This is a genomic window from Streptomyces omiyaensis (assembly GCF_014650895.1).
Lineage (GTDB): Bacteria > Actinomycetota > Actinomycetes > Streptomycetales > Streptomycetaceae > Streptomyces > Streptomyces omiyaensis.
Map to the genome: position 1 here is coordinate 16,633 of NZ_BMVV01000031.1, position 25,068 is coordinate 41,700.

General features: G+C 70.7%; 18 protein-coding genes. 2 read left to right on the top strand and 16 right to left on the bottom strand.

The annotated features are described in order from the left end of the window. Nucleotides 1-92 precede the first annotated feature (92 nt). The 14 genes from IE287_RS32970 to IE287_RS33035 form a co-directional block, all read right to left on the bottom strand. Nucleotides 93-1,628 (bottom strand): alanine/glycine:cation symporter family protein, encoded by a 1,536-nt coding sequence (locus IE287_RS32970; RefSeq protein WP_189852930.1) that lies wholly within the window; start codon nucleotides 1,626-1,628, stop codon nucleotides 93-95. Between the two features lie 739 nt (nucleotides 1,629-2,367). Further along, a complete protein-coding gene (locus tag IE287_RS32975) occupies nucleotides 2,368-3,435 on the bottom strand; it encodes an SPFH domain-containing protein (RefSeq protein ID WP_189852931.1) in 1,068 nt (355 codons plus the stop codon). 5 nt (nucleotides 3,436-3,440) lie between these two features. Then, on the bottom strand, nucleotides 3,441-3,872 hold the full coding sequence (locus IE287_RS32980; protein WP_189852932.1) for an NfeD family protein: 432 nt from the start codon (nucleotides 3,870-3,872) through the stop codon (nucleotides 3,441-3,443). Nucleotides 3,873-3,936: 64 nt separating this feature from the next. Then, nucleotides 3,937-8,832, bottom strand: a complete 4,896-nt coding sequence (locus tag IE287_RS32985) for a DNA repair ATPase (RefSeq protein ID WP_189852933.1) — start codon at nucleotides 8,830-8,832, stop codon at nucleotides 3,937-3,939. A gap of 100 nt (nucleotides 8,833-8,932) precedes the next feature. After that, entirely contained in the window at nucleotides 8,933-10,948 is a 2,016-nt protein-coding gene (locus tag IE287_RS32990; protein WP_189852934.1) for an SPFH domain-containing protein, read from the bottom strand. 59 nt (nucleotides 10,949-11,007) lie between these two features. Beyond that, complete coding sequence (locus IE287_RS32995; RefSeq protein ID WP_189852935.1) at nucleotides 11,008-11,412, bottom strand: hypothetical protein; 405 nt, start codon at nucleotides 11,410-11,412, stop codon at nucleotides 11,008-11,010. Between the two features lie 340 nt (nucleotides 11,413-11,752). Continuing rightward, entirely contained in the window at nucleotides 11,753-11,995 is a 243-nt protein-coding gene (locus tag IE287_RS33000) for a DM13 domain-containing protein (protein WP_373307952.1), read from the bottom strand. A 67-nt stretch (nucleotides 11,996-12,062) separates the two neighbouring features. Beyond that, nucleotides 12,063-12,593 (bottom strand): hypothetical protein, encoded by a 531-nt coding sequence (locus tag IE287_RS33005; RefSeq protein ID WP_189852936.1) that lies wholly within the window; start codon nucleotides 12,591-12,593, stop codon nucleotides 12,063-12,065. A gap of 28 nt (nucleotides 12,594-12,621) precedes the next feature. Next, complete coding sequence (locus IE287_RS33010; RefSeq protein WP_189852937.1) at nucleotides 12,622-15,237, bottom strand: DNRLRE domain-containing protein; 2,616 nt, start codon at nucleotides 15,235-15,237, stop codon at nucleotides 12,622-12,624. Between the two features lie 549 nt (nucleotides 15,238-15,786). Further along, on the bottom strand, nucleotides 15,787-16,839 hold the full coding sequence (locus tag IE287_RS33015; protein ID WP_189852938.1) for a PucR family transcriptional regulator: 1,053 nt from the start codon (nucleotides 16,837-16,839) through the stop codon (nucleotides 15,787-15,789). 14 nt (nucleotides 16,840-16,853) lie between these two features. Continuing rightward, a complete protein-coding gene (locus IE287_RS33020; protein WP_189852939.1) occupies nucleotides 16,854-17,165 on the bottom strand; it encodes a hypothetical protein in 312 nt (103 codons plus the stop codon). Next, nucleotides 17,162-17,446 carry a hypothetical protein gene (locus tag IE287_RS33025; RefSeq protein WP_229883887.1) on the bottom strand — a complete coding sequence of 95 codons (285 nt, stop codon included), beginning with the start codon at nucleotides 17,444-17,446 and terminating at the stop codon, nucleotides 17,162-17,164. The genes IE287_RS33020 and IE287_RS33025 overlap by 4 nt, the downstream gene beginning before the upstream one ends. 74 nt (nucleotides 17,447-17,520) lie before the next feature. Continuing rightward, the gene (locus IE287_RS33030; protein WP_189852940.1) at nucleotides 17,521-18,237 is read right to left on the bottom strand and encodes a potassium channel family protein; all 717 of its coding nucleotides are present in this window, start codon (nucleotides 18,235-18,237) and stop codon (nucleotides 17,521-17,523) included. Continuing rightward, nucleotides 18,230-19,603 carry a TrkH family potassium uptake protein gene (locus IE287_RS33035; protein WP_229883888.1) on the bottom strand — a complete coding sequence of 458 codons (1,374 nt, stop codon included), beginning with the start codon at nucleotides 19,601-19,603 and terminating at the stop codon, nucleotides 18,230-18,232. Before IE287_RS33035 ends, IE287_RS33030 begins: the two co-directional genes overlap by 8 nt. 847 nt (nucleotides 19,604-20,450) lie before the next feature. Here IE287_RS33035 and IE287_RS33040 point away from each other — a divergent pair. Then, nucleotides 20,451-22,310, top strand: a complete 1,860-nt coding sequence (locus IE287_RS33040; protein ID WP_189852942.1) for an NAD(P)-binding protein — start codon at nucleotides 20,451-20,453, stop codon at nucleotides 22,308-22,310. A gap of 231 nt (nucleotides 22,311-22,541) precedes the next feature. Here IE287_RS33040 and IE287_RS33045 read toward each other — a convergent pair whose 3' ends face one another. Next, entirely contained in the window at nucleotides 22,542-23,312 is a 771-nt protein-coding gene (locus IE287_RS33045) for an efflux permease Rv1217c-related protein (protein WP_189852943.1), read from the bottom strand. Nucleotides 23,313-23,362: 50 nt separating this feature from the next. Continuing rightward, the gene (locus IE287_RS33050) at nucleotides 23,363-24,292 is read right to left on the bottom strand and encodes an ABC transporter ATP-binding protein (protein WP_189852944.1); all 930 of its coding nucleotides are present in this window, start codon (nucleotides 24,290-24,292) and stop codon (nucleotides 23,363-23,365) included. Between the two features lie 94 nt (nucleotides 24,293-24,386). Here IE287_RS33050 and IE287_RS33055 point away from each other — a divergent pair, with 94 nt between their 5' ends. Next, entirely contained in the window at nucleotides 24,387-24,881 is a 495-nt protein-coding gene (locus tag IE287_RS33055) for a GbsR/MarR family transcriptional regulator (protein ID WP_229883889.1), read from the top strand. The last annotated feature ends 187 nt before the right edge of the window (nucleotides 24,882-25,068 follow it).

Genomic DNA, 25,068 nt, shown 5'->3' on the forward strand with positions numbered 1-25,068 from the left:
CGGTGGCCGGGTACGAGGGGTGAGGGTGCCCGTGTCCACCAAGGCGCTAGGTGGATGCGGGCACCCTCGGGAGCCGGGCCGCCGGGGGGCGGTCAGACGGCGGTCTTCACCGGCTCCTGGTCGGAGTCCCCGTCCGTGTCGAGGCCGGCGTCGCGGCGCTTGGCGAAGGCGAGGAAGGTGTTCAGCTCCCGCTTGACGACGGGGGCGAGGAGGTAGAGGCCGATGATGTTGATGACGGCGAGCATGAAGAGCACCGCGTCGGCCATGTCGATCAGGGTCTGGAGGGTCAGGAGCGACCCGGCGACGGCGAAGACGGTGTAGACGACCTTGTAGGTCAGCTCGCTGGCGCGGCTGCGGCCGAAGAGGTGCGTCCACGCCTTGAGGCCGTAGTAGCCCCAGGTCAGCACGGTCGAGATGGCGAACAGCATGACCGCGATGGTGAGGATGTACGGGAACCAGGGGAGGACCGTGCCGAAGGCGTCGGAGGTGATGGTGACGCCGCCGATGGACTCTCCGGCGCGGGCCTCGGCCCAGCTGGCGGGGTTGGCGATGACGATGGTCAGCGCGGTCATGGTGCAGATGACGACGGTGTCGATGAACGGCTCCAGGAGGGCGACCAGGCCCTCACTGGCGGGGTGCTTGGTCTTGACCGCGGAGTGGGCGATCGGGGCGGAGCCGAGACCGGCCTCGTTGGAGAACGCGGCCCGCTTGAAGCCGATGATCAGCGCGCCGAGGACACCGCCGGCGACGCCCTCGGGGTTGAAGGCGCCCTCGATGATCGTGGAGACGGCGGCGGGGACGGCGGTGACGTTGACGGCGATGACGACGAGGCAGGCGGCGATGTAGATGCCGGCCATCGCGGGCACGAGTTTGCTGGTGACGGAGGCGATCGAGCGGATGCCGCCGAGGAGCACGATGCCGACGAGGGCGGCGATCAGCACGCCGAAGAACAGGGCGCCGGCCGAGGAGCCCATGATGCCGCCCTCGCCGCCGGTGACGGAGACGAGCTGGGCGTAGGACTGGTTGACCTGGAAGAGGTTGCCGCCGAAGAGCCCGAAGAACAGGACCATGAAGGAGGCGAGGACCGCGAGGACCTTGCCGAGGGTCTTGCCGTTCTTGCCGAAGCGTTCGGCGAGGCCCTTGGGCAGGTAGTGCATGGGGCCGCCGGAGACGGTGCCGTCGGCGTGGACCTCGCGATACTTCACGCCGAGGGTGACCTCGACGAACTTGGTGGCCATGCCGAGCAGGCCGCACAGGATCATCCAGAAGGTGGCGCCGGGGCCGCCGATGGAGACGGCGACGGCCACACCGGCGATGTTGCCGAGGCCGACGGTTCCGGAGACGGCGGCGGTCAGGGCCTGGAAGTGGTTGACCTCTCCGGCCGATCCCTTCTCGTCGTACTTGCCGCGCACCACGTCCACCGCAAGGCGGAACTTGCGCAGCTGGACGAAGCCGAACCAGCCCGTGAAGACCAGACCCGCGACGACGAGCCAGGCCACGATGAGCGGGACCTCGGTGCCCCCGACGGGCACGGAGTAGAAGACGACCTCGCCGAGCCAGCCGGCTATCGGCTCGAAGAACCCGCTGACGGCCTCGTCGACGGACTGGGTGAAGGAATCGAGTGACACGGTGGGGACCTCAGGTGCGCAGGACCGGCCTTGCGGGAGGCGGTGCCGGTGTGGGGGTGCGGTCTGTGAGCGAACGCCGTTGTCCGATCGGCGAGCGGGGTGACCGACGTCCGCGGACTCGGAGCGTGATCACCTCGGTCGTACAGCCGGGTCTTGCCCGGAACCCCGGTGCGGCGGCGAGGGGTGGTGCCACCTGCGGAGTTGGGCATTCCTAACACAGACCACACACCTTTTCACGTGACGCAAATCACAGAACTGTCAGTGACATGGGAAAGGGCCAGCAGGTGTGATGTGACCGTTATGCGGACTGGTCGATCCGTTCACAGGACACGCATTTCTGCACGTCAGCACCGTGTCGCGGTACGTGCCTGTTGCGCAGCCCGGCTTGCCCCGCGATACGGCCGGATGGACCAGCGCAAGGAGAGAGATGTCGGGGAGGTGAAGCGTGACGGCTGCAGAGGATCGCGGACGCAGGACAGCCCCGTGATCCGGGCGCTCACGTCGTCGCGCCGCGTCACCCGGTTCACGGATCTCACGCCCGCGTAACCGCCACCGATCACGACCACACGCGTCTTCGCCGTCACGACGCCTCCGCCGTCCCAGGGCGTTCGGCATCAAGGCGCCGCGTCCTCTGGGAGAAGGCATGCGTCGGATCACTTCCCCGCGTGCGCGGACCTGCTCGGTGAAGAGCTCGTCCCTGCGAGCGCACCCCGAGCGCCCGGGCCCGGGCCCGGCCCGCCTATGCGCCGCCCTGGCCGTCCGACGTACGTCCAGACGTACGTCCGGGGGCGAAGGGAAGCGCCTCGGCATCGGCCTCGGCGGCGTCGGCGAGCGCCTCGGCGGCGGCTTCCGCCGCCTTCGCCGCGTCGTCCGCGGCTTCGGTCGCGGCCCTGTCATCGGCCGACGTCTCCCGGGTCGCCGGGGACTGGGGCAGCGCCTCGCCGAAGGCGCGCGACACGCCTTGGAGTGCGGTGGTGACCTCGCCCGGGATCACCCAGAAGGTGCTGCCGGCCCCCTGGGCGAGCTGGGGGAGCGTCTGCAGGTACTGGTAGGCGAGGAGCCCCGGGTCGGGGTCGTTGCGGTGCACGGCCTGGAAGACTTCGTCGATGGCGCGGGACTGCCCCTCCGCCTTCAGGATCTCGGCGGTGCGGTTGCCCTCCGCCCGCAGGACCGCGGCCTGCTTGTCCCCCTCCGCGGTGAGGATCTGCGACTGTCGCTGCCCTTCCGCTCCCAGGATCGCCGCCCTCTTGTCCCGCTCGGCGCGCATCTGCTTCTCCATCGCGTCCTTGATGGACTGCGGAGGGTCGATGGCCTTGATCTCCACGCGGTTCACCCGCAGCCCCCACTTGCCGGTGGCGTCGTCGAGCACGCCGCGCAGCTGGCTGTTGATGGTGTCGCGCGAGGTCAGGGTCTTCTCCAGGTCCATCGAGCCCACGACGTTGCGCAGGGTGGTGACGGTGAGCTGTTCGACGCCCTGGAGGAAGTCGGCGATCTCGTAGGCGGCCGCGCGCGGGTCGGTGACCTGGAAGTACAGGACGGTGTCGATCTCGACGACGAGGTTGTCCTCGGTGATGACCGGCTGCGGCTTGAAGGAGACCACTTGTTCCCGCAGGTCGATGACCGGGTAGACCCGGTCGATGTAGGGGATGACGAGGTTCAGTCCCGGCCTCAGGGTGCGTCGGTAGCGGCCGAGGCGTTCGACGTTGCGGGCGCGGGCCTGCGGCACGATGCGTACCGCCCTGATGACGGTGAACACGGCGAGTGCCGCGAGGATCAGAGCGGCGATGAGCACTCCGGACACGTCCATGGCTCTCACTCCCGGGGGTAGACGACGGCCGTTGCTCCGTCGATCTCCATGACGTCGACGGTCACGCCCGGAGGGATCACCAGCGCCTCGTCGTAGGCGCGCGCCGACCACTCCTCGCCGCCGATCCGGACTCGGCCGCCCGCCCCCGTCACCTCCGACACGACCCGGGCGGGCCGTCCCACCAGCGCGTCCACGCCGAACGGCTCGGCCGGGGGCCCGCCCAGGCGGCGCACCGCCGCGGGGCGTACGAACAGAAGGCTGAGAGAGGCGAGGACGGCGAAGACCACGAACTGAAGTGGGGGCGGCAGGCCCAGGGCGGCGGTTCCCGCCGTGACGGCGGCAGCGGCACCGAGGATCCCCAGCGCGGCGGTGAGGGTGAAGATCTCCGCCACGGCCAGCGCCCCCGCAACGATCAACCAGACCAGCCAAGGATCCATGGTGCGCTCCCGGCGGGGTGCGGCTCCGCGAAAGGCAAGCCAGTTCGGAATTTTTTGTGATGTTTTACCCTTCTTTGTTCTGTCGCACGCCCGGGAACCCGGTCTCTCCCGGCTCAGTGGCCGTCGCCGTGTCGACGGCCGGTGCGGCGTGCCGCCTGCCGGGCCGGGCGAGGAGGTGGCGGGGGTCCGTCGCCCGGGTGATGGCCGTTTCAACCGCCGCGACGCGATCGGCGAGCAGGCCGAGGGCGGCGACCGCCCTCGCCAGGGGCTCTTCCCCGGAGTCGCCCAGCGCACGGGTGCGGGCATGGGCGGCGGTGATCTCGGCCCAGCGGGCGGCTTGTGCCGGCGTCCGGGTGCCGCGGAGTTCGGCGAGTTTGAGGAGGTTGGCCTCGGCGTCCGTGGTGAGGGTCTGGGCCTCGGCGGTGTAGTGGTCGTCGATGACGGCGGCGAGCTCGGCGTCGTTCATCGCGGGCGAGACGCGGGCGGCGATCTTGTTCATGGTGCGGTACGAGCCCTGGAGCCGGAAGGGCGGTTCGCTGCGGGCTTCTTCCGAGCGGGCGGCGGAGGCGATGTACTCGGCGTTGACGGCCAGGACGGTTTCGCGTGCGGTCAGCAGGTGCCGGAGGACGGCAAGAACCTGATCGAGCTCGGCCGGGGCATAGGGGTGGGAGAGGCGGTCGCGGCGCGCGGTCGGGTCCCCCACCGCCAGGCGGACGAGCAGTTCCACGTCCGTGCGCTCGCGGCCGGCCAGCGGGGCGAGCACCGGGTTCGAGGGGAGGGCGTTCTCGATGAAGCTGAGGGCGAAGACGTCCTCCTTGCCGGTGAGGACGTCGCCGAGGTTCCACACGTCGGCGCGGTTGGCGAGCATGTCGGGGACGCGGAAGGCGTGCCCGGACTCTGTGTACGGGTTGCCGGCCATGCAGACGGCGAAGCGCTTGCCGCGCAGGTCGCGGCCGTTCAGCGTCCGGGTGGCGTCGCAGAGGGGGATGAACTTCTGCAGGAACTCGGGCGAGCAGTGCTGGATGTCGTCGAGGTACAGCAGGACGTTGTCGCCCGCGGCGAGGGCGAAGGCGATCTTCTCCAGTTCACGGCGCGCGGTGGCGTCGGGGGCCTCGGCCGGGTCGAGGGTGACCGTGCGCTGTCCGAGCGCCGGGCCGTCGACCTTGACGAGGAGCAGGCCGAGGCGGTCGGCGACGTACTCGATCAGCGTGGTCTTTCCGTACCCGGGCGGAGACAGGAGCAGCAGCAGGCCGTGGGAGTCGCCGCGCTTGGCGTCGCCGGCCGCGCCGAGCTGCTTGGCGAGGTTGTCTCCGATGAGCGGGAGGTAGACGTCGTCGACGAGCCGGTTGCGGACGAAGGAGGGCATCACCTTGGGCCGGTACTCGTCCAGGCGGAGCCGGACGCGCTCCGTGTCGACGAGAACGCGGCGACGCTGCTGGTAGGCGCGGTGGGCGGGCACGTCGTCGGCGGCGAAGGCCGCCGTCCTGGCGAGGAACTCGTCGAGACGGAGGTCCAGGGCGCGGTCCGTCAGCCTCGGGTGACTGCCGAGGAGACCGGTGACCTTCGCCCCGGCGGGGCCCTCACCTTCGTAGCGTTCGAGCCCCGGGGACGACTCGACGGCGACCGCCTCGGCGAGCACGTCCTCGTCGAGGCCGTCGCCGGACGCGGACACGTAGGCGGTGAGCCAGGCTTCGACGTGCTGCCGCCGTGCGCCGGGCGCGGTGAGGGCGGCGAGGGAGTCGTCGTACGAGGAGGTGTCGACGGCGTGGCGGAACTTCTCCAGGAGCGTGCGGGCCGGGGTGGACAGGACGAATCCGGCCGGTACGGCGGCGAGTTCCTCGACGAGGTACGCGGCGGCGGCCGGATCTCCGATCTCTTCGGTGAGGTCCCGTCGCAGTCCGTCGAGCACTGACTCGGTGCCGAAGAGGTCGCGGGCGTGGGCGAGGGAGGCGGCCCGCTCCGCCCACTGGGCGCGGTCCTCGGCCGTGGCGGTGTGGGCCCAGTGGAGCTGGGCGGTCGCCCGTGCCCGGCCGGAGTGCCTGAGCAGACCGGCCGTCGCGTGCAGGCCGAGCACCGCTCTCAGGATGACGGCGGCGTCGTGGTCGTGGACGCCCCGCTCGTACCCCTCGTCGTAAGCCCCCTCCGCCGCCCGCCGGGCGAGGGCGTGGAGGTCCTCGTCCGCCAGACCGCCGGCACCGTACTCGGTGAGGAGGCGGGCGGCCAGGTGCTCGGACCGGTAGACCTCCGGCGACTCGGAGGGCAGGGGGCGGTTCCAGAAGCGGCGGGTCTCCTCGAAGGCCGGGTCGGTGACGGGTGCCCGGTAGTCCGTGCCGGTCAGGGCGAGGGCCAGGGCGTCGCCGGACGGTACGAGGGTGAGTTCGGGCGTCTGGCGGTGGACGGCGAAGCGGTGCCGGCCGAGCCGGATGGTGTCCCCTCCGTCGGAGAACAGGTCGGTGCGGTCCCGCAGCGCGCGTCCGGCCTCCTGGCGGGCGGCGGCGAGCCGGCTCTCCAGCTCCTCCGCCCGCGTCCGGTCCCCGAGGTCCCGGAGGGCGGCCGCGGTGCGCCTGACCTTGACGACCATCGGGTCGGACGCGAAGTACGCGTGGACCTCGTCCTGGTCCTTCAGGGTCGCGGAACGGCGGGCGACCGCCTCCAAGACCCTCCTGGCCGAGTCGGCGTGCCGCTCCGCCTGCCGGGCACGGGTGTCCTGGAGGGACTGCCTGCGTGCGGAGAGCGCCTCGTGGATGTCCGCGCGCTTCTCGGCCAGTTCGTCGAGGAAGCCTTCGGAGGCGGAGAACCGGGCCTCCAGGTTCTCCAGCTGGAGCATCAGGCGGCCGAGCTGGTCATCGCACGCCTCGGGGGTGTCGGCCGCGGCGAGGGCGCTGGTGACCGTCTGGCCGAGCAGCGCGAGTTCGGCCGCGAACTCGGCCGCGCCTTCGCGGTCGAGGAGTTCGGTGCGCCGGGCGGTGAGGACGGCACGGGCGCGGTTCAGGGCGCCGAGCACGTCCGCGATCCTGCCGAGGATCGCGGTGCGGAGCGTGGCGTCCCCGACGTCGAGCCCGGCGATGATCTCGCTGACCGTCCGCAGGGCGAGCGTGCTCGCGTCGATCCGCTCGCCGAGGGGGCCGGCCTCGGGGGCGGTGACCAGATCCCGCGCCTGGACGGCGAGCGCTTCGGCCTCCGCGTGCTGAGGGGCGAACGCGTCGTCGCGGCCGAGGAAGAGCACGGCCCGTCCGACCGCCGTGACAATGTCGTCCTCGGTCTCGGCCGCCAGGGACTCGATCGCGTCGGCGTCCGCGTACCGCATCTCCTTGAGCGTCAGCACATGGCCCTGTGCCTGGCGGAGTTCGGTGATGCGAGAGATCCATTCCTCCGCCGTGGCGGGGGCTTCGCCGTGGACGCGCCTTGTCAGCCGGGCGATGCGTTCGGCGGCCTTCGTGAGGGCTTCCGCCGCCTGGCGGGTGAGGGTGGTAACGGTCTCGAACTCGTCGACGACCTGCGTGAGCGTGCCGAGGAGTCCGCCCAGCGGGGTGCGGAGGTCTCCGGCCGCCGGGTCTCCCAGCCAGTGGTGGACGTCTCCCGCACGGACGCAGGCGGAGCGCAGGGCTTCGTACACCTCGCCGGCGGGTGTGAGCTCGGTGGCCTGACGTGCGATCGACAGGCAGTCGGAGATGCCCCGGACGAGGTCGGCGTTGCCGATGCGGTCCAGGGGCCCGCCGCCGGTGGGTGTCGCGTGGACGTCGGAGAGGTAGGGCGTCCGCCAGACCTGTACCTGGTGGACGCGTCCGGGCTCTCCCCCGCCGTCGCGCAGGAGCAGCATCGTCCCGTCGTCGAGCAGCGCGTGCCCGTGGCCGGAAAGAGGAGCGGTGATCTCCTTGCGGATCAGGTTGTACGGGAGGAGCAGGGTCCGTCCCTCGGTCTGGTCCTGGAAGACGTACAGGAGGTCCTCCCCGTTGGGGGAACGGATCACCTGGTCGAAGGCGAGTTCTGCGGTGTCGGCGTCGAAGGTCTTCACGGTGCCGGTGGCGAGGCAGTAGCCGCCGGGGAACACGAGGCCGGCGTCTTCGGGCAGGCGCAGGCAGGCCTGCTCCAGGGCGTCGAGACGGACGACCGTCCTGGTGAGGGTGTTGAAGACGAGGTGCCGTCGGACCTCTTCCTTGTAGGGGCGTACCCGCACGAGGAGGAGGGGGCCGAGGGTCGCGTGGGCGACCTCGGCGTCGGCCAGGGACTGCAGCGGCTCCTCGACCGGCTCGGTGTGGACGCCGTCGGCGGTCTCCGTGTCGTTCTCCGTCTTCAGGGTCAGGGTCCCGCCGACCGTGGAGACGAAGAGACGGCCGCCGCCGACCGCGATGTGCGGGAAGCGGCCCGGTACATGGTCCTGACGGTCGGCCTCGACCCAGTCGACCTCCTGGGAGGCGGGCAGGACGTGGTCGCGCTCGCCCCGGGCGTCGAGGAACCGCGGCGCGCCCGAGGTGCCGATGGCCCAGCGCAGGACACGCAGGTCCCCCGCCTTCTCCCCCACCTGGAAGACGGCGAGCAGACGGCCGTCGACACGGCGCAGTCTCAGCAGGCGGGCGCCCCGGAAGTAGCGGTGCAGCGCCGCGAACTCGCGGCGGAAGTCGGGGTCGTCGAGGAGGCCGGGGAGGGCGTCCTCGGGCAGGGGGTTCAGGTCCCGGTCGTACAGGGTGAAGGTGTCGGCGACCGTGGGCTCCGCCCCACCCGTGGTCGCCGTGTGGCGGCCCACGAGCAGGAGGTCGTCACCGACGGCGGCAACGTCCCGGGGCAGGCATGCCTGCTCGGTCCGGAGGTGGGCCGTACGGGTGAGGGCCAGTTCTCCCGCCCCGAACTCCGTGATCCGCGCCTCGTTGAGGGCCTCGGCGCGCCGGGCGAGTTCGCCCGCCTGGGCGGTGAGGCGGTCGCGCAGCACCGCGTACGTGTCCTGGTCGATTCCGGTGCTCATCCTCTGCCGCTCCTTGTACCGTGGTGATGGACGGGTCCGGTGCCGGTGACTCCCCCGTTCGCCGGCACCGGGCCCGTTCTGACCGCATCCCCGTGGGCGGTCAGTTCGTGGCCGCGCCGTTCAGCGCGGCGGTCTCCGCCGGTACGGCGCCCTCCGCGGACGCGTCCAGCAGGCCGGAGTTCATGACCTTGGCGAGGAGCGCGGAGACGCTCAGGTTCTGCACGTCGGTCGTGGACAGGGATCCGAGCACCTTGGTGAGGTCCCCGGTGAAGGAGCCCTCGCCGTTCAGCCAGGGGCCCGCGAGGGCCTGCACCGTGCTGGAGTGGTCGACGAACCCGTCGACGGACTTGCCCAGCGCGATGGACTGCACGAGCCGGTCGAGAAAGACGGACTCCCCGCCCACGATGCTGATGTCCGCGTTCTCAAGGCCGGTGGCGAGCACCGTGGCCTGGGCCTCGGCGACCTGCCGCTGGACGTCGAGTCCGGCGAGCCGGATCTCCTTCTCGGCCTCCAGCCGGAGCCGGTACTCCTCGTGCGTACGGGACGCCTCGTCGAAGGCGGCGACGGCGATGGCCTTCTGGTTGAGTCCCTCGGCCTCGGCCTTCAGCTTCTCGCCGATCGCGGTCGCCTCGGCGAGCGCCTTGGCCCGCAGCCCCTCGGCCTCGGCGCGGAGCCGGGCCTCGGTGGCGTCGGCCTCGGCGCGGCCGGCCTTCTCGATGGCGTCGGCCTCCTTCTCGCGGACCTGGACGGCGGCGAGCCCTTCGGCGGCGGCCTCGGCCTGGACGCCCTCGGCGAGCCGGATCTTGGCCCGGGCGTCCATGTCGGCGGCCTTGTTGCGGGCCTCGGCCAGGGTCAGCTCCTCGGCGGCCCGGTGGATCGCGGCCTGCTCGGCGGCCTCGGCGGCCTTGATGTCCTTGACGAGCTTCTCCTGGGCCTCCGCCTCGGCGGCGATGACGAGCGTCTGCCGCTCGCGCTCGGCCTCCTCCACGGCCCGCAGCCGCTTGATGGACTCCTCCTGCTCGGCCACGGTCCGGTCGACAGCGACCCGCTCGCGGATGACCTCGGCGATGTCCCGGCGCTCGGCCTCGACCTCCTTCTCCGCCGCGATCCGCGTCAGTTCGGTCTCCCGGTCGCGGGCGATGACCTCCAGCAGGCGGTCCTTCTCGATCCGCTCGTTCTCGACCGCGATGACCCGCTCGCGGTTCTTCTGCGCGACGACGACCTCGCGGGCCTGGTTCTCCCGCTGGACGCCGAGCTGCTCCTCGGTGCGCAGGAACGCGCTCTGCGCCCGCAGCCGCTCCTCCTCCACGACCTTCGCCGTCTCGGCCTCCTCGCGGGCCCGGACGGTCTCGATCTCGCGCTTCTGCTTGATCTCCGCGTCCGCCTGGCGTCGCTCCAGCTCCAGGATCGCCTCGCGCGCGTCCACGTTCTGCCGGGTGATCTCCTTCTGCTCGTGCTGCCGCAGTTCGTTCGTGCGGACGTTCTCGGCGGCGGTGAGCTCGGTGATCTTGCGGATGCCCTGGGCGTCGAGGATATTGCCGGCGTCGAGCTGGGTGAGCGGGGTCTGCTCCAGGTAGTCGATGGCGGCGTCCTCCAGGCTGTAGCCGTTGAGGTCGATGCCGATCAACTCGATGATCCGGAAGCGGAGTTCCTCACGCTTGGTGTAGAGGTCGGTGAAGTCCATCTGCTTGCCGACCGACTTCAGCGCCTCGGAGAACTTCGCGTTGAACAGCTCCTGGAGCGTTGCCTGGTCGCTGGCCCGGGCCGTGCCGATGGCCTGGGCGACCTTGATCACGTCCTCGACGGTCTTGTTCACGCGGACGAAGAAGGAGATCCGGATGTCGGCGCGGATGTTGTCCCGGCAGATCAACCCGTCCCGGCCGGTCCGGGAGATCTCGATGGTCTTCACCGAGATGTCCATCACCTCGGCCTTGTGGAGCACGGGCAGGACCACCTGCCCGGTGAAGGTGACGTCGACCTTGCGCATCTTGGACACGATCAGCGCCTTGCCCTGCTCCACCTTGCGGAACAGCCGGCCGACCATGAACAACGCCGCGACGACGGCGAGCAGGACGACGGCGACGAGCACGCCGAGGCCCGAGGTGATGGCATCCATGAGAGAACCCCGTGTCGATCGAAGAGTGCGTACCCGCTCAGGCGGAGGTACGCGAAGAATCAGGTGCGGGCACGTCGCCCCGGGCCCGGCCGTGGCGACGTCCTCGGGAACGAGGCGCGTCGCCGTAGGCCGAAGACCCACTTCGTCAGCCGCCAGGACAGGGTCAGAGCACCCGCGAGCAGGAACACGGACAGCGGCAGAGCCCAGACTCCGGGCAGCCCGGCCCGGCCGAGCAGCACCATGCCGCAGATGTCGAGCACCCACCCGGTGGCGACGACGGCGGATGCCGCCGTGGCGACCGACGTGTCACCGAGCCCCAGAGCCTCGGTGTCCGCGTCGGCATCGAAGGCGTCCGGGGCGGTGACGCGGCAGAGCACCAGCGTCCAGAAGCCGATCACGGCGGCGAATGCGGTGGTCATAACCAGACAGGGAAAGCCGAAGGCCGCTCCGATGAACTCGCTCATCGCCGCTCCCCCGTGACAGCTCTTCCGGATCCCGGCATCAGTGACACCACACCTCTGCCGCCGAAGCCCATTCTGCGGGGCATCTGGCAGGAGCCGCATTGCCGGAGTACGGCAATCTTTACGTCTTCTTGATGCCGAGACGCGCAAACCTCGAGCGAAAGTGGAGTTCCATGCGTTGAAGACGTGCTGGACGCCGATGGTGCTCGCCGGACGCCTGACACCGTCAAGTCGGTACCGGAACGGCCGTGGACGGCGGCTGCCGTCGGGGAAGCGACGCGGCGATGCCCCCGAGGGCTACTGCGCCCCGGGGGCATCCACTGGGCGTACTCGGCGAGCGGTGTCAGACGCGCGCCAAAGCCGCGGCGCCGAAGGAGACGTCGAACCGGTCGCACCAGATGCTCACGCTCGGAACCGTCGACCAGTCGATGTCTGCGGGCAGCAGATCGGGGCCATTACTGGTATCGAGTCCTTCGAGGCGCAGAGTATGGCTGCCGTCAGCGAGGCGGATGGCTTTTGCGGTGCCGGTGGTCGTGTGCTCGTGGCTGATGAAGGTGGGAGGAAGGGACTCCCGGTCCACGAGCACGGACCGCGCGTGGACCGGGAGCGCTCGGTCGTCCCGGCTGGGTGCTCCGGGGCGGCCGATGTTCCGATCAGGCTCGTGTGACCGTGAAGGCGCACCAGGCGGTCCAAGCGGAGGCGGTGTCTCCGTCCTTCACCCTGACGCGCCAGCGGTACGCGCCCTCGGTCAGGGTGCCGGCCGGCACCTGGAGGGCGGCGGCGTGGCTGGTGTCGCTCGTGAGCTGTCGGTGGAGCACGGGCTTGCCCGCGACGGTGTCGACCTCGAAGACGACCTTGCGGCGGGGGCCGGGCCGAGACGTTTCGACGGTACCGGGAGGAGCGACGGACTCCAGGGTGGCGGCGAGCGTCGGGCTGTCGGCGGTGACGACAGGGTCTCCGGCCGGGTCGCCGCAGAGCTGGAAGCCCGCGTACGAGCCGTCGGAGACGCGCGGGGCTTCAGGAGTCGGCAGCAGCCGGTCGTCCGTGACAGCCGCGGCCGGGGCCCGGTCGGCGGAGGCGGCCGCGAAGGCCATCGGAGCGGCGACGGCTCCCGCGGCGCAGAGCGCGAGAAGAGCGAAGGCCGCCCGGCGGGTGCTCCGGCGGGGTTGGGTATGCGTACGCATGTCGGTGTCTTTCCTCCTCATCGTCCGGCTACTTCACGTAGAGCGTGTGGTCGGGGCCCGACGCCTGGACCTGGGTGCACTGGTAGGAGGTCCAGCGGTGTTCGGCGACGAGGCGTTTGCCGACCTCCTGACAGCCGGCGAGGTTGTGCAGGGTCTCGTAGGAGGTCCAGGCCGCGGCCGAGTTCGGCTTGAGCTTGTTCGCGACGCCGTAGGCGGCGGCCTTGCCTCCGGCGGTGACCCCGTCGGTGCCGTCCCAGCGGTAGTGGACGCCGAGCCAGACCCGGCCGACGGCGTTCTCGGTCGCCGCCGCGGAAATGCTGGTGAAGGTGCGGGTGACACCGAGGGCGTTGGGGTCCTCGGTGGTGGCGGTCCAGGTGATCTGGTCGGTGCCGAACCACGTCTGGGTGGCCTTGGACCAGGCACCGGCGAAGGTGGCGTGGCCGGAGACGTAGGCCGGGAACGGCGGGGAGAAGTGCAGGCCGTTGCGGTCCTGTGACAGCGGCTGCCAGTTGGCGTCGGCGGTGGTGTTCGCATTGCCGTCGCCGTCGAGGCGGATCGCGCTCTCCGGCCGCCACAGGTCGATGTTCGTCTGGTACTTCTGGTCCCAGGACATGATCGCCGCGTCCGCCATGGCGAAGGCGGTCAGCGCGAACAGTTTGGCGTTGCCGGTCACGGTGGTGCCGTGCTGGCGGGACAGGATCTGGGTGTGCTCGAAGAGCTGGCCCGGCGGCTTGTAGGTGCCGTCGAGGTCGTTGGCCCAGAACAGTGCCGCCTGCGTCTGGTCGGGGGTACGGGCGGTGGACTCGGCACGACCGAGGCTCTTCACGTCGTTGACCTGCTCGGCGTATGCCTGGCTCGGCAGCAGCGTGCTCATCTGGCTGTGCCCGGCCGGACCTGCGGTACGGAACTGCGCGCTGCTCGCCATGGCGAAGGGCTTGACCAGACCCCACTGCGGGGTGGCTCCGTTACCGGTGCCGGTGGGCCGCCAGTAGCCGGGCTGCGTGGAGCCGGTGTAGGGGGCGACGGGAGCCGAGCCGTCGTTCTGGCGGGCCGCGATCATCGCGGAGGCGGCCTTCTGCCCCACTTCGGTGCCGGCCGCGCGCTGCGCGCTGGTGACGGCGGCGGGGATGGTGGAGCGGGCTGCGGCGATCTCGTCGTCGAAGTTCAGTGTCGGATACAGCGACCGAAGGACGTCGAAGGCGGCGTGGTCGATGGCGCTGTTCACGTCCGGCAGGGCTCCGTTGGAGGCCGTCGCCTTGACGAGGTAGGCATCGCCAAGGCACTTGAGCGCGCCCTCGGCGCACCTGGCCGAGTTGGCCGCGTCGTAGATGGCTCCGTGCACCATCGCCCCGGCCCGAGCCAGCGGGCCGGGCGCGCCGCCGACCTGCCGGAAGGTCTCTTGCAGGACGTCGTTCCAGTAGACGACGTGGTCCTTGACCGGGTCGGCCGGCGTCTCGTAGGTGACGAGGATCGACGGCGCGGTGCTGGTCTGTGCGGAAGCGAAGATCTTGAAGGCGGTGACGTCGCTCTCGTCGGTGGCCCGCAGGCCGATGGTGTCGACCGTGTTCGTGGTCTTCGACCACTGCTTCACCAGAGGGGTGATGTCCTCCGATATCCAGCGCGGGCCGCAGTCGGTGTGGCCGTGGGTCTGGGTGGAAGTGGTCACCTTGGAGCGCCAGGCGGGCTGGTTGCTCCAGCGGGTGGCGGACGAGGCGTTGCCGGTGTCCCAGATCTCCCAGGAGCGCGGTGTGCAGTTGTCCGCCCAAGTGGCGTAGAGGTTGAGTTCGGCGTTCAGGATGTCCTGGCCGGTGACGGACGCATGGCGCGGGAAGTTGATGAAGGAACGGGCCTCGCCCTTCTGCCACTCGCGGCCCACGCGCAGGTCGACGCCGGCCGAGAAGTCGGCCGTGTCGCCGTTGCGGACGTAGGTGTCGAAGTCCGTGCCGAAGTAGACGGCCGGGTCGATGGTCACGGGGTAGCGGGTGGCCTCGTCGGTGAGGAAGCCGCGGTCCGCCTTGACCCGCAGGTCGAAGCCGCCGGCCCGCTCGGTCACTCCCAGGTCCACGCGGGCGGCGCGGGCTCCGGGCGCGTTCTCACCGCCGGCTCCCGCGTCCCACATGTACGGCGTGGAGCCGCGTCCCACGCTCTCGCCTGTACGTGTGTCCGTCAGGGTCAGCGTGTCGTCCGGGCCCTGTCGTGCCGTGATTCCGTCCGTGCGCACCGGGAGGACCAGATCCGCGGCCCGTTCTGCCGCCTTCCGGTCCGCCACGACGAGGTACTGCTCGAAGCCCGTGCGGGTGGCCTCGACGACCAGGTCGGTTCCGGGAAGCACCTCGTCGTACGTGGCCTTCGGACCGTTCAGGCGGGGCTCGGGAAGGGGGCCCTTCCAGCCGAGAGAGAGCCGTTGCGCGTCCTGGCCCAGGGTGGCCAGGTCTCCACCGGACGCGCCCGTACGGCCGGCCAGGCGCAGGCCACGGGGGTGGGCCTTCGGCCGGACGGAGCCGTCCGTGTCCTTCACCAGGGTGAGGTCGACACCGACCCAGCGGCCGCGCTCTCTGAATCGGACAGGCCCGGCGAACGACTCGAGCGACATCGTGCCGTCGGGGTTCGCCCACAGCGTGGTGCTCTCCGTGCGGGCGCTCACGACCTCGATCCGCCGCCCCTGGGCCTGAGCGGTGAGGCGCGCGTTCACTTCTTCCCGCGGGGCCGCCGACTCCACGGCGCGGTGCGCCGCGGGTGCCGATGCGGAGGCGGCCGGCGCGAGGGATAAGACAGTGCCCGCTTCGGCGAGCAGGAGCAGAGCAAGAGGGAAGGCCAGAGGCCCGCCGCGCCGTTCCGGTCCACGGGACCGGCCGGTGGAACTGTGCACGCCGTACTCCTTCTGATCAAGAGGGAACAGACGCACGGAATGCTCACAGCCGACTACTCGGCGCGTCCACGGCTTGTCTCGGAAAGCGACGTGATCATTCCGACAGTGGAACCAGGAACTCCGTTGGGAATCGGGCGGTTCTCCAGCCAACAGCGTCGCGCCGGGACGTTCGCCTCATCACCTCCCATCACGGCACTTGACAGAAGTCGCCGGTGAAGACCGCTCCAACCGATACGGTCATGCTCGGTGATCCCCCGACCGGGGAACGTTGGTCCAGCCCCACGTGACCGGTTCTGTCGCCATCCGCCCCGGGTGACCCCGCGCTCAGAACTCCCTTTCCGGCCAGCCGAGCAGGCGGGCCCCGATCACGGCCGTTTGCAGCGTGTAGCGGCTCGCAGGGTCGGCAGGGTCCGCTCCGGTCAGTCGATGGATGCGCTCCAAGCGGTAACTGACCGCCCTGACCGACAAATTGAGGTCCTGGGCGGTCTTGGTCGTCACACACCCGCTGTCGAAGTACGCGGCGAGTGTGTCAAGGAGCGGTTCGGCCCCGCCGCGGGAGGACCTCAGGGGTCCGAGTGTGCTGCGGACGAGGTCCTCCATGGCCTGACGGTCCCGGGTGAGGACCGGGTAGACGAGGAGGTCGACGGCGTGCAGGACGGGCGCGTCGAGACCGAGGCGGTCAGCGAGGTCGAGGGCGCCCAGTGCCTCCTCGTAGGAATGCACGACGCCCCTGGGCCCGGGCTGGGGCCGGCCGATCGCAGCCTGGCCGCCGCCGGTGGCGGCGAACGCCTGCTTGGCGAAGTGGGCGAGGACTTCGGGCTGGTCGCCAGGGGCGACACAGACCATGCGACCGCCCTTCGTGGTGAGCAGGATGTGCCGGTCGCCGAACCGCCCGATCAAGGCCCTCTCGACCTGCTGCGGCACCGGGTCCGCTTCCGTGTACGCCTTCGGCCCGCGCGCGACGGCGACCGCGTGGGCCTGGGAGAGGCGCAGCCCGAACCGCTCGGCCCGTTCCGCCGTCCGGCCCAGGTCGCTGCGCCCGTACAGCAGGTCGTCGATGAACTCCCGGCGCTCGGCCTCCTCCTGCCTGACGGCAAGTCGCTGGGCCCGTTCGAACCCCGTCGAGAAGGCGTCGACGGACTGCTTGACCACGGAGAGAAGGTCCAGGACCGTGCGCCGGGTCAGCGACTGCTCCGGCCAGACGGACCGCACCGCGGTCAGGTGGCTGCCGATCAGTTCCCGCAAAGCGCGTCCCTCGCGGGCAGCATCCTCACCCGACTCCCGCTGGCGTTCGATCTCATCCCTGGTCAGCCGCCGTCCGGTGGCCGCGACGTCCACGAGCAACGACGCGTACTCAGGTGTGTAGTCGTCTGTCATCTTCCCGCCCACCGTTATTTTCCGCCGCGCCGGTTCGTCCCGGCGAGGATGTCGTAGAGGATGAAGAGCCCGACGGCCGTCCACATCAACCCCAGGCCGACGTAGGCCCACGTGGCGCGCACGGCAGTGGGGGCATCGACCAGACGCGGGATCGCGGTGACCAGTACGCCCCCGTACACGCACAGGCCAAGGGCACCCAGGAGTGGCACCGGCGCCCGGGCGCCCCGCAGGAAGACCGGCCGCCAGCCGGCCAGCACCGCCACGCTCGGTGCGAGGAGGAACATCGCTCCGCCGATCAGGACCACCCAGCTCTGCGTGACACTCATGAGGCCACGCCGGAGCGCTCACGGCGACGCCGCCGATCCACCTCATACATGCCGAGCAGGGCGGTGGCCGCGTTCAGGGGGAACGCGACAGCCTCGGCGACGGCGGTGATGTCCCAGGCGCGGCCTGCGCTCGCCGCGAGCGCCGTGCACAGCAGCAGTGCGGGAAGGAGCCTCCGCCACCGGGGCAGCTCCGCCATCCGCCACACCCGCACGCACAGGACGACGTTGAAGACCAGGAAGGCGAGGGCGAACAGGGCGATCAGGATCAGGGTGAGGGGCACGGCCGGACTCTTTCGGGGCAGGCGGAAGACAGTGCCGACCAGACTTCCCGGCTCACCAGCGCACGATCCTAACCTCAGGGCAGCTCGGTGAAGGCCTCCACCGCCCTGGTCTTGCCGGTCACGACGATGATGTCGCCCTTCGCGACAATGGTCTCGGCGGTCGCGTGGGTGAAGTCCTCACCCGGGCGCTTGATGCCCACGACCGTCACGCCGTGACGGGCGCGTACCTGGGACTGCCCCAGGGGCTTGCCGGTCGCCACGCTCGGGGCGACCGTCTTGACCAGGGCGTAGTCGTCGTCGAATTCGATGAAGTCGAGCATGCGGCCGGTGACGAGGTGGGCGACGCGTTCGCCCATCTCGTGCTCGGGCAGGACGACGTGGGGGACACCGAGGCGTTCGAGGATCTGGCCGTGCTGGCGGCTGATCGCCTTGGCCCAGATGTTGGGAACTCCGGCTTGGAGGAGGTTGGAGCTGATGAGGATGCTCGCCTCGATGTCGCTGCCGATGCCGACGACGGCACTGGTGAACTCGTGGACGCCGAGCTGGCCGAGGACGTCGGGGTCGGTGGCGTCGGCGACGGCGGCGTGGGTGAGCTGGTCGCTGTACTTCTGGACGAGGCGGGCGTCGCTGTCGATGCCGAGGACGTCCCAGCCACGACGCATCAGCTCGTTGGCGAGAGAGCTGCCGAAGCGGCCGAGGCCGATGACGGCGACGCGCTGGTCCGGCTGCGCCCGGTCGTCGTCCGGGTGACGGGTCCGGCCCTTGCGGAGACGCTGCAGGAAGCTAGCCAATGACAGGTCGCTCCTCGGGGAGTTCGTAGCGGCGCGTGCGCTCGCGCAGGGCGAGCGCGGAGACCAGGGTGATGGGGCCGATGCGGCCGATGAACATCAGGACGATGAGGACGAGCTGTCCGCTGCCGGGCAGGTCGGCGGTGATGCCGGTGGAGAGCCCCACCGTCGCGAAGGCGGAGACCACCTCGAACAGCACCGCTTCGAAGGCCGCCCTGCTCACCGACAGCAGCGCCAGGGTGGCAGCCATGACCAGGCCGATGCCGAGCAGCGCGACGGTCAGGGCCTGGCGCAGCACGTGCGGGCCGAGGCGGCGGCCGAGGACGGCGGAGGTCGGCTCGCCGCGGACCTCGGCGAGCATCGCGGCGGCGAGGACGGCGAAGGTGGTGACTTTGATGCCGCCTGCGGTGCCCGCGCTGCCGCCTCCGATGAACATGAGCATGCACGTCATCAGCAGGGTCGCGGACTGCATGGCGCCGATGTCCAGGGAGTTGAACCCGGCGGTGCGGCTCATCGCCGAGTGGAAGAAACCGTTGAGCAGCTTGCCCCAGACGTCCTGGGCGCCGAGGGTCGCGGGATTCGTCCACTCCATCAGGCAGGTGAGGAGTGTTCCGACGGCGAGCAGCACGGCCGTGGTGATCACGGTCAGTCTGGTGTGCAGCGTCCAATTCTTGCGGCCGGTCGTACGAGCCCGGTTCCGGTGACGCAGCATTTCGAGGAGGACGGGGAAGCCGATGCCGCCGAGGATGACGGCGACCGCGATCGGGAGGGTGACCCACGCGTCCTGCGCGTAGCGGGTCAGGCTGTCGGCATGGAGGCCGAACCCGGCGTTGTTGAAGGCGGACACCGCGTGGAAGAAACCGAGGTACGCGGAGTCGCCGATGGCGTGCCCGTACCCGAACCGGAAGCGCAGCGCCAGGACGGCACCGACGGCGAGCTCGACCATCAGTGTGGTGCCGGCGACCCCGAGCAGGACCCGGCGCACATCCCCGATGCCGAGGCTCTTCGTCTCGGCCTGGGCCGTCAGCTGCAGCCGCAGTCGCAGCCGCCCCGAGACCAGCAGGGCCAGCAACGAGGCCATGGTCATGATCCCGAAGCCGCCGACCTGGATCAGCGCGAGGATCACTCCTTCGCCGAAGCCGCTCCAGTAGGTGCCCGTGTCCACGACGGCGAGGCCGGTCACGCACACGGCGGACGTGGAGGTGAACAGCGCGGTCAGTGGATCGGTGGGAGCTCCGTCCTCGGCGGACGCCGGCAGCATGAGCAGTCCCGTACCGATCAGAACGGCGTTGGCGAAGGCGAGAACGACGGTCCGGGCCGGATGGGCGGAGAAGAAGGCACGAGCTCGTCCGCGTGCGGTGGTCAGCACGATGGCGGGCTCCTTCTTCGAGATGCGCGCGCCCGACTCCCGCGAGCGCGCGTCGGCCTGGTGAGTCAGCGATGCGTCAAGAACGGCCGCAACTGTACCCAGAGACCTGAGCCGGACCCGGCACCCCATGCGGCCATGCCGTCCTCGGCCTACCGCGGCCGGGCGGTGCGGGAGCGGTTACGCTCCTGGTGCGTACCCGTCCGGCCGGTCGCCCACGAACGGCGACGGATCGACACGACGCCCGGGCCGACCGGCGTGGTCGTCGGCAGGGCCTTCGACGGGGTCTCCCTCGCGACCCTGGCATCAAGGGCGCGCAAAGACTGCCCGGGTCCGGCAGTGCACACAGATCCGGTTCACGCGACGATGCCGCCCGTGACACAACCGGCCAGACAATCGGGGAAGGGTGGGGCGGGCCTGGTTTCCCGACCTCGTCACCGCAAGTCCGGTGCCGGAGGTCCTGGCCTCGATCGCCGTCGGGGGCCGGAGCGGCTGTCTTCGGTCGCGGGGAGGGCTGGACGGGCTTCTGCACTTGTGATCGCCGGACTCGTTTCGGCTCTCGGCTTGTGGGCTTGCAACACGCTTCAGGAACAGTCGCGTTGTGCGCATCGGCCCACACCGTCGCACCTCGGCTCCCCTCTGTCCCGAAGCAGCGCTGATCGTCCTCCTGTGCCTGGCCGGAGGACTCTTGCTCTCGGGCGACTCGGGACTCGAGGCCCTGTGCGCACCAGCCGTCGAACGGCGGCGCGCCGGAGTGGATGATCACACGGACACGAATCGACATCACGGGGGTGGGGACATGGTCGCGGTGCCGGGTCAGGGACGACGGCCGTCGAGTGCCGTCGGGCACATGGTGGTCTGTGGTGACGACGGCCTCGCGCGCCGGCTCGCGGTGGAGCTGCGCGAGGTGTACCGGCGACGCGTGGTCCTCATGGTCCCCGCCGAGGAGGCCGGGGAGCCGACGGCCGGTCGAAGCACGGCAGAGCCCCACATCGTGAGCAGTGCCGCCATCCCTCCCGTACAGGTGGAAACCGCCCCCTCCCCCACGACAGCGGCACTTCTCCGTGCCGGCGTGGACGGGGCCTCCTCGCTGGCCCTGCTGTACGAGGACGACGAGACGAACCTCCGGGCCGCGCTCACCGCGCGTCGGCTCAACCCGGGACTGCGCCTGGTCGTCCGGATGTACAACCGCAAGCTCGGCCATCACTTGGAAGAACTGCTCGACCAGGCCGCACTCGTGGCCGCGTCCGGCGGCGACCGCACCGTCCTCGACGCGTCCACGACCGTCCTTTCCGACGCGGACACCGCCGCGCCCGCGCTCGTGGCCACCGCCGTCGCCGACACCCACAGGATCGTCCAGGCTGACGGACTGCTGCTGCGCGCCGCCGAACGGCCTGTGCCCCGCCGGGGTGAGATACCCGACCCGGGCCTGTGCACGCTGGCCCTGCTCTCCTCCACCACCAGCGACCCGGTCGGCAGCGAGGGCTCGGACGCGAGCGGCGCGCGGGGGCCGGAGCTGCTGCCCGACGACCGGGCCGTCCAGGGATCGGCAGGCCGTGGCACCGTCGTCCTCGAAGCCGTCCGGCGAGCGGGGCCCGCCCTGCCGCCGCGTCGGCTCGCCCGGCGCGGCGCCCCGCTCGGCGAGGTGTTCTCCGCCCGCCTGCGCTGGTCGCTCGCCGGGATCGTGGCCGCGGTGCTGGCCCTCACGGCCACCACGGCGGCGCTGACCGACGCCGACCCCGTGCACGCCGCGTACCTCACCTTGCTCGACCTGTTCTCGATCAACGACCCCGCCCTGGAGGACTCCCCCACCCGCCAGGTCCTCCAGCTGCTCTCCGGCCTGGTCGGTCTCGCCCTGCTCCCTCTCCTCGTCGCCGGCGGCCTGGAGGCGCTGGGCACGTTCCGCGCGACCGGCGCGCTGCGACGCCCGCCGCAGGGGCTGTCGGGGCACATCGTGCTTCTCGGCCTGGGCAAGATCGGCGCCCGTGTCCTCGCGCGGCTGCGGGAGCTCGACATCCCCGTCGTCTGCGTCGAGCAGGACCCCGATGCCCGCGGCATCCCGCTCGCACGCGATCTGGGAGTCCCCGTGGTCCTCGGGGACGTGACGGAGGACGGCGTGCTCGACGCGGCCCGAGTCCATCGGGCCGACGCCCTGCTCGCCCTGACCAGCTCCGACACCACCAACCTGGAGGCGACCCTCGCTGCCCGCGGCATCAAGAACGACCTCCGCGTCGCACTGCGGCTGTACGACGACGACTTCGCCGCCGCCGTCTACCGCACCCTGCGCTCCGCCCACCCGGACGCCGTCACCCGCAGTCGCAGCGTCACGCACCTCGCCGCCCCCGCGTTCGCGGGTGCCATGATGGGGCGTCAGGTCCTCGGCGCGATCTCGGTGGAACGCAAGGTCCTCCTCTTCGCCGCCCTCCTCGTCGCCGGACACCCCGAGCTCGAAGGCCGTACCGTCGCCGAGGCCTTCCGCCCCGGCGCCTGGCGCGTCCTCGCCCTCGACACCGCAGGGCCCGAATCCCGCTCTCCCGACCTCGCCAACACCGGTCACGACGGTGACCACCAGTCCCTCCTCTGGGACCTCCACCCCGGCCACGTCCTCCACCCCGCCGACCGTGTCGTGGTCGCCGCCACCCGCCGAGGGCTGGCCGAACTGCTCGGGGACTCGCCGGACGGCCGCTCGGCGGCCACCGGGGCACGGTAGCGGCGCGTAGGAACGTCACCGCATCCCTCGGCGTCCGCCACCTGCGAAGCCCGGCGCGGCAGCGAGCTCACGACCACCGGAATCCCGCGGCGACCCCCAACTCCAGCCGCTGCGGGACGCCCACCCCGGATACGCACTCCGGCCACAGGGCCCCGTCGTCAGAGCCACGACCCGACGCGCCCACGCCGAAGCCTCCCTGCCGGTGCCACGCCGCGTTCAGGAGGCTCAGGGTCAGCTGCTGAGATCGCGGCTGTCGAAGCGCGCCAGGCCCACGAGGACGAAGACCGCCGAGGCGAGGACCAGCACAGCTCCGTCGCCCCATTGGAAGCCGTTCTTCAGGGGTTCGCCTCCGATGTAGTAGTGGAACGGCGAGAGGTAGGCGAGCCAGTCGACCCCGATCTGTGTGGCGAAGGTACCGGCCATGTACGAAAGGACTCCGACAGCGGCGCTGACCACCAGGACGACGGCACGACGGCCCACAGCGGCACCGATGCCCAGGGCGAGTGCTCCGAAGGCGCTGGCGAGAAGGGCCAGGTTGAGGCACTGGGCGAGGAACTCGACCGGGGTGACGTCGGTCAGTTCGGCGCTGTTCCGCACGGCGAGGATCGCGAGCCAGACGAGGGTCGCGATGCCGAAGGCGCCGGCCACCAGAGCGGCGAATCTCTGCAGGGCGAACCGGGTCCGGGTGAGAGGGTGTGCGAGCAGCAGGTCCAGATGCCCGGACTCCTCGTCGCCCGCGATGGCGCGGGAGCCCGTGGCCACACCGTAGGCCATCGCGAGGAGGGGGACGATCACTCCGAAGACGGTGGCTTGCAGGTATCCCGCGGCTGTCCCGTCGACGTGGAGGCTCTCACGGAGCGCCTCGGGAATGCTTGCGGTGTTCTGTCGCTGCGAGGGGTAGGTGCTCGCGTAGGCCATGCCGACCAGGGCTGTGCCGACGGCCCAGCCGGTCAGACTCCGTCGGCTGTCGGACAGGGTTCTGACGAAGACTGCGGCGCTCATCAGGCGCTCCTTCCGTTGCAGGTGCGTGGCGTCGTTCGCATGACGGCGGATCAGGCGACGCGTCCCGACCCTGTGCGCGGTGCGGCCTCGGCGCCCTCGTAGTAGGCGTGGAAGAGGTCCTCGAGTGCGGGCTCGGTGGCGCGCAGGCTCGTGACGGTGTAGCGGGAGAGCGCCTTGATCAGCGCGTCGGGACTTCCGGCGATCCGGCCGCTGAGCGTCCTGCACGTCTCGTCCAGTCCGAGGCTGATCGCACCGGGCAGATCCGAGAAGGCGGTCACGGGAACGCTCGTCCCGAAGGTGACCACGACGTCTCGGACCGTGTCCGCGCGGAGGCCGGCCACCGTGTCGATGGCCACCAGCCGCCCGTCGCGGATGATGCCGACCCGGTGGGCGACGGCCTCGACCTCGCTCATGATGTGGCTGGACATGAAGACCGTCCGGCCGTCGAGGGCCGTCTCGGCCACCATGTCGAGAAAGGTCTGCTGGGCCAGGGGGTCGAGGCCGGACGTGGGCTCGTCGAGGATGAGCACCTCAGGTGCGTGCATGAACGCCTGCACCAGGCCGACTTTCTGCCGGTTGCCCTTCGACAGCTTCTTGATCTTCGACGTCTGATCCAGGCCCAGCCGGTCGGCGAGATCGTCGATCCGCGGTGCGGGGACGCCGCCGCGCAGCGCGGCCAGGAAACGCAGGTAGCTGCGTACGTTCTGCCGGCCGTCGCACACGAAGTCTCCGGCGAGGTAGCCCACTCGGCGGCGCAGCTCGACACCCTCGCCCCGGGGGTCCAGCCCCAGGACGGTGGCGTTGCCCGCGGTGGGACGGATGAGGTCGAGGAGCAGCCGGATGGTGGTGGACTTCCCCGCGCCGTTGGGGCCGAGGAAGCCGAACACCTCGCCCTGGAACACGTCCAGGGTGAGGCCCGCCAGACCTCGACGGGAGTCGTACGTCTTGGTGAGCTCGCGGAGCTCGATCACTTTCTCCATGCCTGGAACGTAGCCCACTTTCAGATATCTTTGAATATTCCGAGAGTCAAGAGATTTCTGTGTGGTAGAAATCTTCCTGATGAGGAGGTCTGGCATGGACAGCTTGGAAGACACGGACGCGAGGCTGCGTGAGTCCGCCGAGAAGCTGGCGCTGGCCCTGTCCCAGAGCGGTATGCAGAAGACCACGGCGCGCGTGATGACCGCGCTCCTCTTCAGCCAGCGGCAGACCATGACCGCGGGTGACCTCTGCGACGCGTTGAAGATCAGCTCGGGGGCGGTGTCGGGAGCGGTCAACCAGCTCATCCCCACCGGCATGATCGAACGTGTCCCGGCTCCCGGGAGCCGCCGCGATCACTACCGCTTCCGCGAGCACGCCTGGGCCACACTGATGGGCAATCAGAACGCCCTGCTGGCCGGCATGTGCGCCGCCGCCGCCGAAGGCATCGAGATCGCGGGTCCCGAGAGCATCGCGGGCCACCGGCTTGACGAGATGCAGGACTTCTACGGGTTCATGCAGCACGAGATGGCCGCCTTGATCGAGACATGGCGGCAGCGGCGCGAGGCCCGGCCCGGAACGACTTCCGCCTGACTCGCCCCGCGACTCCCCCTGAAGCACCGGCGCACACGAGCCGGACGTGCGGCACAGCGCACGGAGGAGTGCGCGGGTCGGAGAGCGGCCCGCACGGTCACCGGTGAGAAGCCGGCGTTCTTCCGACACTGCGCAGCAGCGCACGGCCGGACCCCGCCGGCCATGCTTCCCTGGGAGCCCGCGGCGG